The sequence below is a fragment of the Klebsiella sp. OBRC7 genome (assembly GCF_000293135.1).
Classification (GTDB): Bacteria; Pseudomonadota; Gammaproteobacteria; order Enterobacterales; family Enterobacteriaceae; genus Klebsiella; species Klebsiella michiganensis.
The window spans coordinates 1-14,537 of record NZ_ALNJ01000004.1; the positions used below are offsets into that span (position 1 = coordinate 1).

Here is a 14,537-nt window from a genome sequence, read left to right on the forward strand (position 1 = left end):
CCCGCCTGCACAGTCAGTACGATCACGGCAGCGTGAGCCGGGCGACGAAAATCCAGGGCCGCGAGCCGCTGTGGATGCATCCGCAGGATGCGCAGGCGCGGGATATCAGCGAAGGCAGCGTGGTCAAGGTTTATAACGCCCGGGGAGCCATTCTTGCCGGGGTGCACCTCAGCGAGCAGATTTTGCCAGGAGTGGTGCAGATGTCGACCGGCGCCTGGTACGATCCGCTGGATCCGGCTGAAAAGGGGTCTCTGGATAAGCACGGCAATCCCAACGTGTTGACCGAGGATCGCGGCAGTTCGCGACTGGGGCAGGGCTGTAGCGCGCAGAGTTGCTGGGTGGAAATTGAGCTATGGCGCGAGGCGCTGCCGCCGGTGACCGCTTTCGACCCGCCGAGGTTTATTCAGGGTTAGGCGCCCGGTATTCTCGGCTTACGGAATCAAAGCCCTCCGCGGGCGGATAGCCCGGACACGGCGCGTTATGCGCCGCCTCCGGGAAAGCGCGCGCAAAGCGGTTTCAGACCGATGGCAGACTTGCTACCGCTTAAACGGCGGCGTTACGCCAGCCGCGGGTAGGCGCTGGCGATATCGTCGCCGGTAAACTGGGCAATCCAGCCTTCCGGGTTGTCGAAGATGCGGATGGCGGTGAAGTTGGGCTCCGAGCCCATATCAAACCAGTGCGGCGTGTGTGCCGGAACGGAAATCAGGTCGTTCTTTTCACAGAGCACCTGGAATACCTCGTCGCCAATATGCAGGCAAAACAGGCCGGCCCCCTCGACGAAGAAGCGCACTTCGTCTTCCCCGTGGGTATGCTCGTTGAGGAATTTTTCCCGCAGCGCCTCTTTCTGCGGATTATCCGCACGCAGGCTGATCACGTCCCAGCTCTGGTAACCCTTCTCAGCCACCAGCTTATCAATCGCATGCTGATAGGCGGCAATAACCGTTTCTGAGGCTGGCGCCGCGCCTAAATCGCGGTCGGCCTGCCAGCGCTCGAAGCGGACGCCTTTGGCGTTGAGCTGCTGCTGAATCTCTTCGGCGTTCGTGCTGTGCCAGAGAGAGTTTTGCGGGTCTTTCACGGAAAAAATGGTTAATGCGCTCATGCTGGGATCTGCTCCGGGTGAATATCGTCAAAACGCTGAACCTGCGGATGGTGGCTGGCCGGGTCACGGTCGCCGCGCACCAGCTGTAGGGTGCGGAAGCCGGCCTCTTCGGCGGCATCCAGCTCCTGATGGATATCGGACAGGAACAGGATGGCGGCAGGAGGCTGTCCCAGCTGCTCAGCAATATTGCGGTAGGACTGCGCTTCGCGCTTGGCGCCTACCAGGGTATCGAAATAGCCGTTGAACAGATGAGTAATATCACCTTCGTCGCTGTAGCCAAATAACAATTTCTGCGCGGCGACGGAGCCTGAGGAATATACATATAAATCAATACCCTGTGACTTCCATTTTTCCAGTGCCGGCAGGACGTCAGGATACAGGTGGCCGGTGAAGTCGCCGTTGACGTAGCCTTCGCGCCAGATAATTCCCTGGAGCGCCTTGAGGGGCGTGGATTTGCGGTCTTCATCCATAAAGGCGAACAGGGTAGCAATAAGCTGCTCGACGCTGGCCGCCGGTTGGGCGATCTCTTCGCGCAGGTTATCGAGAATGGTCTTTACCGGATCGACAAACTGCTGGGCGGTCACGAAGCCGGCCAGGCGTTCGCGAGCGTACGGGAAGAGGACGTTGTGGACGAAGCGAATGTCGCTGGTGGTGCCTTCAATATCGGTCACGATAGCGCGGATCATGAGTTCTCCAGAGTGAGCGGTAGGTCGTGCTGACGGTGGCGTTGTGCTGCTCGCTGTTTTCCACTCATAAGCATAAGCGAAATAACATTATCATTTAGACGTCTAAGCGTCTTGATTGCCAAATATTAACATCGTGTTATAGTGGCTTCAACAACAGCATGACGGACGGTACAAAAAGAATGAGCAATAAGCCACTGATTCCTGAGAGTAAACTTCCTTCACTGGGCACCACGATCTTTACCCAAATGAGCGCTCTGGCCCAGCAGCATCAGGCGATTAACCTGTCGCAGGGGTTCCCGGATTTCGATGGTCCGCGCTATCTGCAGGAGCGTCTGGCGTATCACGTGGCGCAGGGGGCGAATCAGTACGCGCCGATGACCGGCGTGGCCGCGCTACGCGACGCCATCGTCGATAAAACGGAAGAGCTGTACGGCTACCGTCCCGATGCCAACAGCGACGTGACCGTGACCGCCGGCGCGACGGAAGCGCTGTATGCGGCGATTACCGCGCTGGTGCGCGCTGGCGACGAGGTTATCTGCTTTGACCCAAGCTACGATAGCTATGCCCCGGCGATTGAGCTGTCGGGCGGCGTGCTGAAGCGAATTGCTCTCCAGCCGCCGCATTTTCGCGTTGACTGGCAGCAGTTCGCCGCGAGCCTCAGCGACAAAACCCGGCTGGTTATCCTCAATACGCCGCACAACCCGTCAGCGACGGTGTGGCAGCGGGAAGATTTTGCCGCGCTGTGGCAGGCGATTGCCGATCGTGAAATCTATGTGCTGAGCGATGAGGTTTACGAACATATCTGCTTTGCCGCCGAAGGGCATGCCAGCGTGCTGGCGCATCCGCAGCTGCGCGAGCGGGCGGTGGCGGTCTCTTCGTTTGGCAAGACCTTCCATATGACCGGCTGGAAGGTGGGCTACTGCGTGGCGCCTGCCGCCATTAGCGCCGAGCTGCGTAAAGTGCATCAGTATCTGACTTTTGCCGTCAATACGCCCGCTCAGCTGGCGATTGCCGATATGCTGCGCAGTGAGCCGGAGCACTATCGCCAGCTGCCGGCGTTTTACCGCGAGCGTCGGGACCTGTTTATTGATGCGCTGCGCGCCAGTCGGCTGGACATTTTGCCCTGCGAAGGGACCTACTTCCTGCTGGCGGACTACAGCGCGGTCTCGGATCTGGATGATGTCAGCTTCTGCCGCTGGTTAACCACCGAAATCGGCGTCGCGGCGATTCCTTTGTCGGTGTTCTGCGCCGATCCGTTCCCGCATAAGCTGATACGCCTGTGCTTCGCCAAACAGCCAGCCACGCTGCTGGCTGCGGCGGAACGACTGTGTCGTCTGTAGTTATTTAACGGTCCACGCCTGAGAAAATTGACGGTCGCCGAACATTTCCACCAGGCCGTTGATTTGCTTCAGGCGCAATACTTCGTCTGAGTCCATCCCTAACTCTTTGCCGATTTTCTCGTCAGACCAGCCGAGATGCGCCAGCTCCTGGACGATTTCCGACATCGCATGAATCTGATGACGTCCGCGCGCCCGGTTGTGGCGGATGGTGGCGGCCATCAGAGAATCACGCCTGGGGCTGCTCTTTTCCAGGCAGGTGACGGGAAGGTAGCCTTTCAGCCGTTTCTTCAGCGCCGCTCTGCCGCTCGCCAGCTCATGACGGTGAAAACCGTCGATAATGGAATAGCGCTCCTGATCCTGTTTCACTACCACAATGGGCTGCGTGAAGCCGTCCGTTTCCAGCGAGGTGAACAACAGTCTTTTTTCGGGTGGCGCAAGGTTATTTGGGTTGTAATCATTAGGCAAAACGGCGTCCTGTTTTACCCACAATACACAATCAACCGGTTGTGATTTGAATGGGCTATATTCATGCAGAATCTGGCGAAAGGCGTTAAGCGCAGTAATCTTTTCCTCTTCATCTTCCAGCGATTGCAGATAGCGTTCGAGATCCTGGATTAATTGTCGTTGCATAGTATTCCCCATTGCTGGCGCTTTTTATTCATCCGTTCGCGATAGCGTTTATATTGTGTCGCTTTGGTCGGGCTGAAAGAGAGCTGGCGGCACCAGTAATCATTGTTCAACAGAACTTTACAGATGCGCCGCCAGGACGGGACGTCTTTAGAGCCAATATCCGCCGGTTGCGTGTCCGGAATATCCATCATTCCCTTTTTTTGGTACCAGTGGAGATAGACGGCGATTTTATTGCGGTAATGTTCCGCCGTTTTCTCCGGCATGCTGTCGAGTAAAAACAGGGCGTAGCTTTTCCAGGTATGCTGCGCGGGTTTATCCAGCTTTCGATGGCCGTAGAACTGATTATCGTGACCGGCATAAACCCCGCCGCAGTGGACGCCGCTGACGCGCTGGCACATGGCGGCCCAGCGTTCAGGCTCCAGCACATGGTAGAGCCACAGGCCCTGGCGCTGCTCCGGGCCAAAGGGTTCGCAGATACGCATATAGCGCAGCGGAACGCCAGCCTGATACATCAGGTTATAGAGCGGGTTATAGGAAAGGCCGCTTTTGCCGAACCAGGTCCAGATATCGGCGGTTTTCCAGTCGTAGATAGGATAGATGTACCACGCGTGTCCGCCCGGCGCGGAGGTGGTCCAGGGTTTATCGTCGGCGAAGCGAAGCTTGCGCTGCGAGGAGATGGTGATAAACCGATGTAACGATTCATCGGCGCGGATGCCGATCATCACCGCCGCGGGACGGTTTTGCGAAAACCAATCGGCAAATTCGCGAACGAACCTTTCAAAACTCATACCCGCTTGATAAAAGGGGAAATAGCCGGGGTCGGTAATCGCGTCCTCCGGCGGTTGACGCACCCAGCGCGCGCCGGGTTCCCAGCACTGCCATTCGGGATGATATTGAGTCAGAGAGTTCTGGGTGGTGAGAGGCAGAGCGACCCAGAAAAATTGCTCAATAACGTCGCGATACTCTGCGCGCATCTTTTCGCAATGCGCAATGGTGCAGGAGAACTGAGCTTCCCAGTCAATAAACAGAACGCAAATCTTTTTGCCTGTACGGCGGGCCTGCTGCGCCGTGAGATGCAGCATGGTTGTAGAATCTTTACCGCCAGAAAAAGAGACGCAAATACGGGAGAAGTTTTCCATTACCCATTCTATTCGCTGCTGACTGGCCTGCAGAACGGACTCGGGTAATGGAAGTTTAATAAAAGACACTGCCATTATTCCTTTAAAGCTAAGAGATACTGTGTACTTATATCATATTTATTTCTTAATCAAGAGATTAGTTATCATTCATCAATTAAATAAAATAGCTTTAACTATTCAATGATCTTATTTTTTTGGCACTCGTCGATAAAGTTTGCAAAGTTTGGATCGTCAAGGTTTACCCGATTGTAAATCATATAAATAGCGATGGAGGGGATCTTAAACGGCGCCTCTATAATCTTGAATTTATTATGGAAGCTGATGTGCTCTAAAATACAGGTGGGTACAAACCCAATAATATCAGTTTGCTGAATAACATTAAGGATTGCTATGTATGAATCGCTGCTGAAAGAAATTTTCCTGTCAGACAGTATGCCGGCCGCCTGGCTTTGAAAAGACTTTGTTCCCTGATCGCTACAAATATAATAAGTAAAGCGCTCCTGCAGTATGGCTTTTGTCGTTGTTAGCGATGCCAGCCGAGGATGATTTTCACTACAGACCAGAGAAATATCCAAATCCTGGATACGTTTACACACCGTGGCTCGCGATGACAGGGGGGTGGTGCTGAATATCAGGTCGGCTTTACGGTAGGCCAACAGGCTTTCTACCGACTCTCCGGACGCCAGCAGGTCATGATGTTCAACGTGAAGGTTTGAATCATCTAATAACATATGGATCAGGCTGGTTGTTTTAGGGTTTATAAAAAGCTGCGGCGCATAGACAACCAGACGTTTCTTTAATTCAGAACGATTGGTGAGATAAATAGTTTGTTCTAATTGATTAAGATTTTGTTCAAGATGATGGTGGAGATTTACACCTACGGTGGTAGGTGTAATTCCTTTACCTGAACGAACGAATAGCGGATCATTCAGCTGGGTGCGTAACCGCTGAAGCGACTGACTGACGGCGGAGGGCGTAATAAATAACGTTTCCGCCGCTTTACTGATGCTTAAATGCTGGTAAATGCATTCGAAAATAACGAGTAGGTTCAGATCAAATTTCTTGAGATCGTAAAGATTAGCCATTATCAACGTCCTGTTAAGCTGGCGGTAAGGGAAATAACTGATTATATATCCGTGTTATATTCATTGCGTGAATGTTTGTTTCTTATTATTTAATGCTGGTGTAGTCATTAAGTTTATCTAAATATATACCAGCGTTGCGCATTCTACCAGAACCTTTTGTACCGCTAAAGTCAGGGGAGGAGGTCATTTATAAATGCTTGCCTTGCCCCGCTTATCATCTCTGGTTTTTCTTTAACGGGAAGCCCGAACGCTTATTGAAGCCTGTTTTGTTATTCATATTGTCATTTACTGATACGTTGTTGGTGCCGCGATCGTTTATCAACCGAGGGGGGAATTCAATATCTTTATCTTCCCGCTTTCTCGAGATCCTGTGGGCAAGTATGACGAGTGGAAGAGCGGAAGTGGGGGCAGGCTGAATCGCGGTAGCACGAGAAACATGTCAGAAAGGACGGGCAATTCAACATAGCTATGCCCGGGGAAATCACCGGAACAGGTATGGGGGGCGGTAAAACCTATTACAGCCATAGGTAAGACCTGCCGCCGCGTGGATTGCCCTTTCGTTCAGTGGGTGATGTAATCCTTTAGCTGTTACATTAAGGTGTAGAGCGCAACACATTGCCAGCTACTGGCGCTGAACCTACCTGCGGGTGTTTCAGGTAACGGGGCCGCCTGCGAGGGCGGCCTTTTTACTTTTCAGCGCATATAATGCGAAACGCGGTTGAAGATTGTCATCGCGTTGACAGGTTCACAAAGTTGTCTTGTTCTGGTTGTTAGATAACGCTTATTGATTCGATAATGCAAACGCATTGGTCGAGCCAGGAAAAATTCGTTAACTTAGACCTCAACGAAAACACGGAGGAAGTATAGATGTCCTTAATTAATACCAAAATCAAACCTTTCAAAAACCAGGCGTTCAAAAACGGTGAATTCATCGAAGTTACCGAGAAAGATACTGAAGGCCGCTGGAGCGTCTTCTTCTTCTACCCGGCTGACTTCACCTTCGTTTGCCCTACCGAACTGGGCGATGTGGCAGACCACTACGAAGAATTGCAGAAGCTGGGCGTAGACGTTTACTCCGTCTCTACCGACACTCACTTCACCCACAAAGCGTGGCACAGCAGCTCTGAAACCATCGCGAAAATCAAATACGCGATGATCGGCGACCCGACTGGCGCCCTGACCCGTAACTTCGACAACATGCGTGAAGATGAAGGCCTGGCAGATCGTGCCACCTTCGTTGTTGACCCGCAGGGTATCATCCAGGCTATCGAAGTTACCGCTGAAGGTATCGGCCGCGATGCGTCTGACCTGCTGCGTAAAATCAAAGCAGCTCAGTACGTAGCTTCTCACCCAGGCGAAGTTTGCCCGGCTAAATGGAAAGAAGGTGAAGCGACTCTGGCTCCATCTCTGGACCTGGTCGGCAAAATCTAAATTTCCTTCGCCTTTCACGCCATAGCTGCGTTGGCGTCGCCTGCTCACCCCGGTCGCTTACTTCAGTAAGCTCCCGGGGATTCTCAGGCTAGTCGCCTTGCTCTGACGCGAAATACTTTGGGAATTATTTCAGTCATGGGCGCACCGGCGCCCATTTCATTCCAACACCATGATGCAAGCGTATTCAGGCTGCCTGGACGAGGCCGCTTGCATGATGATGTTTTAAGCCCAGGAGATAAAAATGCTCGACACCAACATGAAAACCCAGCTCAAGGCTTATCTTGAGAAGCTGACCAAACCTGTTGAGCTGATTGCCACGCTGGATGACGGCGCTAAATCGGCAGAAATCAGGGAACTGCTGGCTGAAATTGCTGAACTGTCAGATAAAGTCACTTTCAAAGAAGATAACGGCCTGGCGGTGCGTAAGCCGTCATTCCTGATTACCAACCCCGGCTCCAGCCAGGGGCCGCGCTTTGCCGGCTCTCCGCTGGGACATGAATTCACCTCTTTAGTTCTGGCTCTGCTGTGGACCGGCGGTCATCCTTCAAAAGAAGCGCAGACCTTGCTGGAGCAGATCCGCAATATCGACGGTGATTTTGAATTCGAAACCTACTATTCGCTTTCATGCCATAACTGCCCGGATGTGGTTCAGGCGCTGAACCTGATGGCAGTACTGAACCCGCGCATCAAGCACACGGCGATTGACGGCGGAACGTATCAGAATGAAATCACCGAACGCAACGTGATGGGCGTACCGGCGGTATTTATGAACGGTAAGGAATTTGGTCAGGGTCGCATGACGCTGACGGAAATCGTTGCCAAAGTGGATACCGGCGCGGAAAAACGCGCGGCGGAAGAGCTGAATAAACGTGAAGCCTATGATGTCTTAATCGTCGGCTCCGGCCCGTCCGGCGCAGCGGCAGCCGTTTACTCCGCGCGTAAAGGCATTCGTACCGGCCTGATGGGTGAACGCTTTGGCGGCCAGGTGCTGGATACCGTTGATATTGAAAACTATATTTCAGTACCCAAAACGGAAGGCCAGAAACTGGCTGGCGCATTAAAAGCGCACGTCAGCGAATACGATGTTGATGTGATCGATTCTCAGAGCGCCTCCAGACTGATCCCGGCGACGGTTGAAGGCGGCCTGCATCAGGTTGAGACCGCCTCCGGCGCGGTGCTGAAAGCGCGTAGCGTTATCATTGCCACCGGCGCGAAATGGCGTAACATGAACGTGCCGGGTGAGGATCAGTATCGTACCAAGGGCGTGACCTACTGCCCGCACTGTGACGGCCCGCTGTTTAAAGGCAAGCGCGTGGCGGTTATCGGCGGCGGTAACTCCGGCGTGGAAGCGGCAATCGATCTGGCAGGCGTTGTTGAACATGTTACTCTGTTGGAGTTCGCGCCGGAAATGAAGGCCGACCAGGTTCTGCAGGATAAAGTCCGCAGCCTGAAAAACGTCGATATCATTCTCAACGCGCAGACCACGGAAGTGGTGGGCGACGGTAGCAAAGTCACTGGCCTGCAGTACCGCGACCGCGTGAGCGGCGATGAGCATCACGTGGCGCTGTCGGGGATCTTCGTGCAGATCGGTCTCCTGCCGAATACCAACTGGCTGGAAGGCGCGATTGAGCGCAATCGCATGGGTGAAATCATCATTGATGCGAAATGTGAAACCAACGTGAAGGGCGTTTTCGCTGCCGGCGACTGCACGACCGTTCCGTACAAACAGATTATTATCGCCACCGGCGAAGGTGCGAAGGCGTCTTTGAGCTCGTTCGATTACCTGATTCGCACTAAGACTGCATAATTCATAATAAAGTAAGACCAAACCTGCACAGCAAAGAGGCTACCCTGGGGTAGCCTCTTTTTTTACCTTACGTGCTACCTGACCACCATCACCGGAATATGCGCATGGCGAATCACGCTTGAGGCGTTGGAACCCAGCAGATGGGTGCTGATCGAAGGGTTACGGGAGCCTATCACCACCACATCGGCTTTAATTTCATTGGCCAGTTCATTGACCATATCGCGCACGTTGCCAAAGCGGACGTGCATTTTGATTCGCGACGGGTCAATGCTGAAATGGCCGGCCATCGTTTTCAGGCGCGTTTCTGCTTCATGCTGTAAATGCTCTTCAAAGCGGCGCAGATCGGCGGTAAAACGACTCATTGTGAAGCTTGATGAACCGGGCAGTACGTGGAGAAGATGGATAACCCCGTCCTGCTGGGCTAAAAACTCCGCATGGCGAACGGCTTTATCGCTTAACTCCATTTCAAAGACATCAACGGGCATAATGATGGTTTTATACATATGCATTCCTCCTTGTTCGTCTGCTTTTATATCAACACATTATAGGAAAGTATTGTGCCATTCAGGTCGCAAAATTGTCAGAACGGTACGAGGGCGGCGTAAAAGTTTGTCAAAAGAGAGGAGAAGAGCGAAAAGATGCAGAAAGAGGATGCAGTAACATCCTCTGGATAAAGCGCGAAACGCTTCAGGCAGCGGGGAGATTAACGGTGGAAATCGCCAGCGGCCTCCGGCTGATACAGCAATTCCAGCACTTCAAGGTGCGTTGAGGTGCCGCCTGGTAATTCCCAGTGAATGGTGCTGCCGACTTTGAGGCCCAGTAGGGCTGCGCCAACCGGCGCCATCACCGATAGCTGGGTGGCGCTATCCGTGACCTGCGCCGGGAAAACCAGCGTGCGGATGCGCTCTTCGCCAGTGGTTAAATCGCGAAATCTGACCTGGCTATTCATGCTGACAACATCATGCGGCATGGCTTCCGGGGCCAGCATCTGCGCGCGGTCAAGCTCGTGATTCAGCGCGTCCGCTACCGGTGAGTTGGCGAAAGCCGGTTGTTCCAGCAGCCTGTCGATGCGTTCTGCATCCAGTTCATTAATGATAATTGCGGGTCTGGTCATCTCATACTCCATGTTATCCAGGAACCTGTCCGTAAAAGAAAACCCTCACCGAAAATGGCAAGGGTTAATGTCCTCTCATCATACTGAGACTTGCTGGTGGTTTGAAGTGATTAAACGCACATTCATCAACGAACCATAGCGAAGGTGTATGAAATCTAGCCGGCTTTATCCAGCAGAAATTGCTTACCGCAATTCCCCGGATGGGGCTGGGGTAAGAATGAATCAGCGGAGAGAGGGGCATTAATAGCCGCGGCTTTGATGGAGATTTGCATCTCAGTCAGATAGGCGGGGTTGCCGTTGCAGGTTAACTTGAAAGCCCTGACGTTCTGTTTTCCATAGGCCTCAGCAACCGCGGCGTTGAAGTCATCCCGGCTAACGGTTTGCCCATAGTGCCTGGCCAGGAAAGCGCCCAGATGGCTCTGTTTGATCTCGCCGTTCAGGCGCACCATGGTGCCGAAATAGTTGTCAGGATCGAAACCAAAGCAAACGCCATGCTTGGCATATTCATACCGTTCGAGACATGAGTTACCGCCCGAACCCGGCATCACGCCGTTAAGCTTATTGGCCATTTCCAGCGAGAGCCCGGTTTCAGCCGCCCGACATTTTTGCCCGGCTTTTGCTTCCGGCATATTGGGAACAGGGCGGGTCGCACAGCCAAAGCGCATCCAGCGGCGCTCGTCCACCCCGCGCGCGGCAATAGATTTTGGCAGGCTCGGCCACAGGCCGTGAACGGTGAGGAAATCGGCTTTATTGCTGAGTTCCTGCTGCAGGCGGCACTCTTCCGGTTCGCTGCGATTTCGGTCTTGCATACTTTGGCAGAACCCCGTTTGCCAGGAGAGAGCCAGCACGTAGCGGTCAAAATCACCGTATTGCGTGGCGAGCAGCGGATCTGCGCTGACCTGGGCGGCGCTGAGCAAAAGGGCAATGGCAACGAAATCCTTCCTGAACATTTTTATTCCTGATGACAAATGGTCATTGATAATATTGAGTTATTAAAGCATAAAAAAGGCGCCAACAGGCGCCTTTTCACACGGTTTCAGCGTTAGCGGATTGCGCTGCCGGGAACCAGAACTTCGGTGGCGATAATCACCACTAACAAACCAACCAGCACCGGGACAGAGGTCCGTTTCACCACTTCGAACGGCGAAATTTTTGCCATCCCGGCGACGGCGACTACGACGCCGGATACCGGAGAAATGGTTCGGCCAAGGTTAGATGCCTGCAGCATCGGGATCGAGAGATAAGCCGGATTGATGCCGGAAGAGTGCGCCAGCTTCGGGATCATCTCAACGAAAGCATAGAAGGGGGCATTACCGGAACCGGTAGTCATCGCCGCCAGCATGGTCAGGATGACCAGCACCAGCATCAGAATAATACTGGCGGAGCCGAACGACGTGGCGATAGAGATCAGACCGTTAATAAAGCCAATGGTACTCAGCCCCTGAGCAAAGACACCGGCGGCCACCAGCAGCATCACCACACCGGCAAACGCGTCAGCCATGCCGCGATACGCCGCTTCCAGGCCATTGAACACATTTTTGGTGTTAAAGCCGCGGCAGAATTCCAGAACCGCCGCCAGCAGCATGCAGAGCACAAGAATGGTGATGATGTGCAGCTCCGGGCCCCATTTGCCGTCGAAAATCAGTACGCCGATTATCGGCGTAAACGGCAGAATGGCGTAGAAAGCGGGCGCGGTGGTGGTTATCTCGTTTACATCGAGCATTTCATGGGCGACGTTTTCTTTTTTATCCAGATAGCGCTGCCAGAAAAAGTGAGCGATCGCCATGCTGATAATGGCCACAATGGAAATGGGCAGCGTAGTTTTAAAAGCAAAGTCAATCAGCGGCATTTCGGCGGCTTTTGCGGCCAGCACGACATCCCCGGAAGTGGGGGAGAGAATAATCGCCGCCGGAGAAGCGCAGATAGCGGCGGCAGCGCCGCGGCTGATGCCAACGTTGACCATCACCGGGAACAGCGTCGCCATCAGCAGTACTCCCAGACCGGTTGCAGAGGAGACGGCCAGCGACATCAGGCAGGCAACGAAATAAGCGGCGATCATCAGTAGATAGGGGGAGTTAATGAAGCGCAGCGGTTTTGACGCCAGCTTCACCACCATGTCATTGGCGCCGATGTGCGTCATATAAGTCGCGAAACCGCAGAGCATCATGATCATCATGCCAAGGTCGCCGCCGCGGCTCATGAGCAGTATCTTAATATATTCAACAATATCGGTTGCAGAATAACCGGTGCTCTTTACGTCGCCTGGTAAAACCTTATGCCCCATCAGCGCGCTGGCGATGAGTAATACTAAGCCGCCGACGAACAGCACGCCGGTGGCGGAATAGCCTTTAATGATATAGCGGGCGACGCCCACAATGACCACAATCCCAATCAGGATTTCTACTAGCGTAAGCATTCTTTTACCCCTAAACCATTAACCCAAAGAATCTACTAATAAATGAAACGAAGAAAAAATTTAGTGAGGGAATGTGCCTAAAAAACGGGCAAAACTCGCTGACGCAAATCAATAAATCGATGAGAATCCCTGTCAGACGGTGCCATGCCCGCCTGGTCAAAGCCAGGACGCCAGAGATTTTCAGATTTTTTGTACCGGATAAATCAAGAGTTTGCCTAATACCGTTAAGGTAGTATTAAGATTATCTTTGTTATCTTACTCCGCTTTAAAAATGTTACTGGTAAGAGAAAAGTGTAATGCGACGTCGAATTATAGGGTTGTTTCTGGGATGCCTGGGCCTGCTGCTATCATCCACCTCCGCTAATGCATCGTTTAGTTCGACGCTTCGCGACGGCTACAATACGCTAAGCGATAACGTCGCGCAGACCTGGAATGAGCCTGAGCACTATGATCTTTACATCCCAGCGGTGACCTGGCACGCCCGTTTCGCCTACGACAAAGAGAAAACGGACCGCTACAACGAACGTCCATGGGGCGCCGGCTTCGGCGTCTCGCGCTGGGATGATAAAGGGAACTGGCATGGCATCTATTTGATGGCCTTCAAAGACTCTTATAATAAGTGGGAGCCTATCGGCGGCTATGGCTGGGAGAAAACCTGGCGTCCCTTAGCAGACGATAATTTCCATCTGGGTTTAGGTTATACGCTTGGCGTGACGGCGCGCGATAACTGGAACTACATCCCGATTCCGGTCGTGCTGCCTCTGGCTTCTATCGGTTACGGCCCGGCCACGTTCCAGATGACCTATATCCCGGGCACCTATAACAACGGAAACGTTTACTTTGCCTGGGCGCGCATTCAGTTTTGAGGCGATTTTTTATAGCAATAAATGAGATAAGCGGACTGTCTTGTTGAAAAACAATGACTAACGTAAGTCCGGTGCAAAAAGATAGAGACTTTTATCACTTTTTAGCAAAGTTGCGCTGGACAAAAGGTACCACAATTGGTGTACTGATACCCGACACAGTATTAGTGTCGATTTTTTCATATAAAGGTAATTTTGATGTCTAAGATTAAAGGTAACGTTAAGTGGTTTAATGAGTCCAAAGGATTCGGTTTCATTACTCCGGAAGATGGCAGCAAAGATGTATTCGTACATTTCTCTGCAATCCAGTCCAACGGTTTCAAAACTCTGGCTGAAGGTCAGCGCGTAGAGTTCGAAATCACTAACGGTGCCAAAGGCCCTTCTGCTGCAAACGTAATGCCTATCTAAGCAACGCGTCAGTAGAATATAAAAACCCGCTTATGGCGGGTTTTTTTTTGCCTGTGGTCAAGGGGCTAGCGGCTGGCCGCATGTGAAAACAGCCAGAACGCGGCGGCCGTCATGGCAAATGAGCCTGACAAGTTGACCAGTACGTTGAGTAACGCCCAGCTAAAGCGCCCCTGCTGGAGTAGAAACACCACTTCGGCGGAAAACGTGGAGAAGGTGGTCAGCCCGCCGCAAAAGCCGGTGGTGATAAGCAGCTTCCACATCGGATCGATATCCGTCAGGCGGTTAAACCATGCCAGCCCGGCGCCGATAATAAAAGCGCCCAGCAGGTTAGCGGTGAGCGTACCAATGGGGATAGCATGATGCATGGGGTTAAACTTCATACCCAGCCACCAGCGCAAAACGCTGCCGGTGCCGCCGCCAAGAAACACAGCCAAAAGGAGTTGCAACACGGTCATTCCCTGTTTATTGATCGAGACTAAACTTCGAGTGTAGCGCGCGAAAGGCCTCACTGGCTATGAC

Annotated in this window: 16 protein-coding genes; 6 read left to right on the forward strand and 10 right to left on the reverse strand. The window is 52.9% G+C overall.

What is annotated here, in order from left to right:
* Positions 1–413: molybdopterin dinucleotide binding domain-containing protein (locus HMPREF1144_RS00970; protein WP_042926756.1), on the forward strand; the 413-nt coding region annotated here is incomplete at its 5' end.
* Positions 414–556: 143 nt separating this feature from the next.
* Here the strand turns inward: HMPREF1144_RS00970 and HMPREF1144_RS00975 are convergent.
* Entirely contained in the window at positions 557–1,099 is a 543-nt protein-coding gene (locus HMPREF1144_RS00975; protein ID WP_004848741.1) for a 1,2-dihydroxy-3-keto-5-methylthiopentene dioxygenase, read from the reverse strand.
* Positions 1,096–1,785: an acireductone synthase gene (gene mtnC / locus HMPREF1144_RS00980; RefSeq protein WP_004848743.1), complete on the reverse strand. Its 690-nt coding sequence runs from the start codon at positions 1,783–1,785 to the stop codon at positions 1,096–1,098. Before mtnC ends, HMPREF1144_RS00975 begins: the two co-directional genes overlap by 4 nt.
* A 194-nt stretch (positions 1,786–1,979) precedes the next feature.
* Here mtnC and HMPREF1144_RS00985 point away from each other — a divergent pair, with 194 nt between their 5' ends.
* On the forward strand, positions 1,980–3,125 hold the full coding sequence (locus tag HMPREF1144_RS00985; RefSeq protein WP_161506339.1) for a pyridoxal phosphate-dependent aminotransferase: 1,146 nt from the start codon (positions 1,980–1,982) through the stop codon (positions 3,123–3,125).
* Here HMPREF1144_RS00985 and HMPREF1144_RS00990 read toward each other — a convergent pair whose 3' ends face one another.
* From HMPREF1144_RS00990 to citR, 3 genes are all read right to left on the reverse strand, one after another.
* Positions 3,126–3,755 carry an IbrB-like domain-containing protein gene (locus HMPREF1144_RS00990; protein WP_009651651.1) on the reverse strand — a complete coding sequence of 210 codons (630 nt, stop codon included), beginning with the start codon at positions 3,753–3,755 and terminating at the stop codon, positions 3,126–3,128. It lies immediately after the preceding gene.
* Positions 3,740–4,963 carry a phosphoadenosine phosphosulfate reductase gene (locus HMPREF1144_RS00995; protein WP_004848750.1) on the reverse strand — a complete coding sequence of 408 codons (1,224 nt, stop codon included), beginning with the start codon at positions 4,961–4,963 and terminating at the stop codon, positions 3,740–3,742. The genes HMPREF1144_RS00990 and HMPREF1144_RS00995 overlap by 16 nt, the downstream gene beginning before the upstream one ends.
* 104 nt (positions 4,964–5,067) lie before the next feature.
* Positions 5,068–5,979 (reverse strand): DNA-binding transcriptional repressor CitR, encoded by a 912-nt coding sequence (gene citR, locus HMPREF1144_RS01000; protein WP_004848752.1) that lies wholly within the window; start codon positions 5,977–5,979, stop codon positions 5,068–5,070.
* Positions 5,980–6,846: 867 nt separating this feature from the next.
* Between citR and ahpC the strand changes: the two genes are divergently transcribed.
* Together ahpC and ahpF are read left to right on the forward strand one after the other, a co-directional pair.
* Positions 6,847–7,410, forward strand: a complete 564-nt coding sequence (ahpC, locus tag HMPREF1144_RS01005; RefSeq protein WP_002894394.1) for an alkyl hydroperoxide reductase subunit C — start codon at positions 6,847–6,849, stop codon at positions 7,408–7,410.
* Between the two features lie 241 nt (positions 7,411–7,651).
* Positions 7,652–9,217 (forward strand): alkyl hydroperoxide reductase subunit F, encoded by a 1,566-nt coding sequence (gene ahpF / locus HMPREF1144_RS01010; RefSeq protein ID WP_004848755.1) that lies wholly within the window; start codon positions 7,652–7,654, stop codon positions 9,215–9,217.
* Between the two features lie 74 nt (positions 9,218–9,291).
* Here the strand turns inward: ahpF and uspG are convergent, their stop codons facing one another.
* The 4 genes from uspG to dcuC form a co-directional block, all read right to left on the reverse strand.
* The gene (gene uspG, locus HMPREF1144_RS01015) at positions 9,292–9,720 is read right to left on the reverse strand and encodes a universal stress protein UspG (protein ID WP_004100140.1); all 429 of its coding nucleotides are present in this window, start codon (positions 9,718–9,720) and stop codon (positions 9,292–9,294) included.
* Positions 9,721–9,920: 200 nt separating this feature from the next.
* A complete protein-coding gene (gene rnk / locus HMPREF1144_RS01020) occupies positions 9,921–10,331 on the reverse strand; it encodes a nucleoside diphosphate kinase regulator (protein ID WP_004848758.1) in 411 nt (136 codons plus the stop codon).
* A 155-nt stretch (positions 10,332–10,486) separates the two neighbouring features.
* Positions 10,487–11,281 carry a ribonuclease I gene (gene rna, locus HMPREF1144_RS01025; protein WP_004848761.1) on the reverse strand — a complete coding sequence of 265 codons (795 nt, stop codon included), beginning with the start codon at positions 11,279–11,281 and terminating at the stop codon, positions 10,487–10,489.
* A 92-nt stretch (positions 11,282–11,373) separates the two neighbouring features.
* Positions 11,374–12,747, reverse strand: coding sequence for an anaerobic C4-dicarboxylate transporter DcuC (gene dcuC, locus HMPREF1144_RS01030; RefSeq protein WP_004848762.1), 1,374 nt, complete (start codon positions 12,745–12,747; stop codon positions 11,374–11,376).
* Positions 12,748–13,043: 296 nt separating this feature from the next.
* Here dcuC and pagP point away from each other — a divergent pair, with 296 nt between their 5' ends.
* Positions 13,044–13,613 (forward strand): lipid IV(A) palmitoyltransferase PagP, encoded by a 570-nt coding sequence (gene pagP / locus HMPREF1144_RS01035; RefSeq protein WP_004848766.1) that lies wholly within the window; start codon positions 13,044–13,046, stop codon positions 13,611–13,613.
* A gap of 195 nt (positions 13,614–13,808) precedes the next feature.
* Complete coding sequence (gene cspE, locus HMPREF1144_RS01040; RefSeq protein ID WP_004100146.1) at positions 13,809–14,018, forward strand: transcription antiterminator/RNA stability regulator CspE; 210 nt, start codon at positions 13,809–13,811, stop codon at positions 14,016–14,018.
* A 65-nt stretch (positions 14,019–14,083) separates the two neighbouring features.
* Here cspE and crcB read toward each other — a convergent pair whose 3' ends face one another.
* Complete coding sequence (gene crcB / locus HMPREF1144_RS01045) at positions 14,084–14,467, reverse strand: fluoride efflux transporter CrcB (RefSeq protein WP_004848768.1); 384 nt, start codon at positions 14,465–14,467, stop codon at positions 14,084–14,086.
* Positions 14,468–14,537 lie beyond the last annotated feature (70 nt).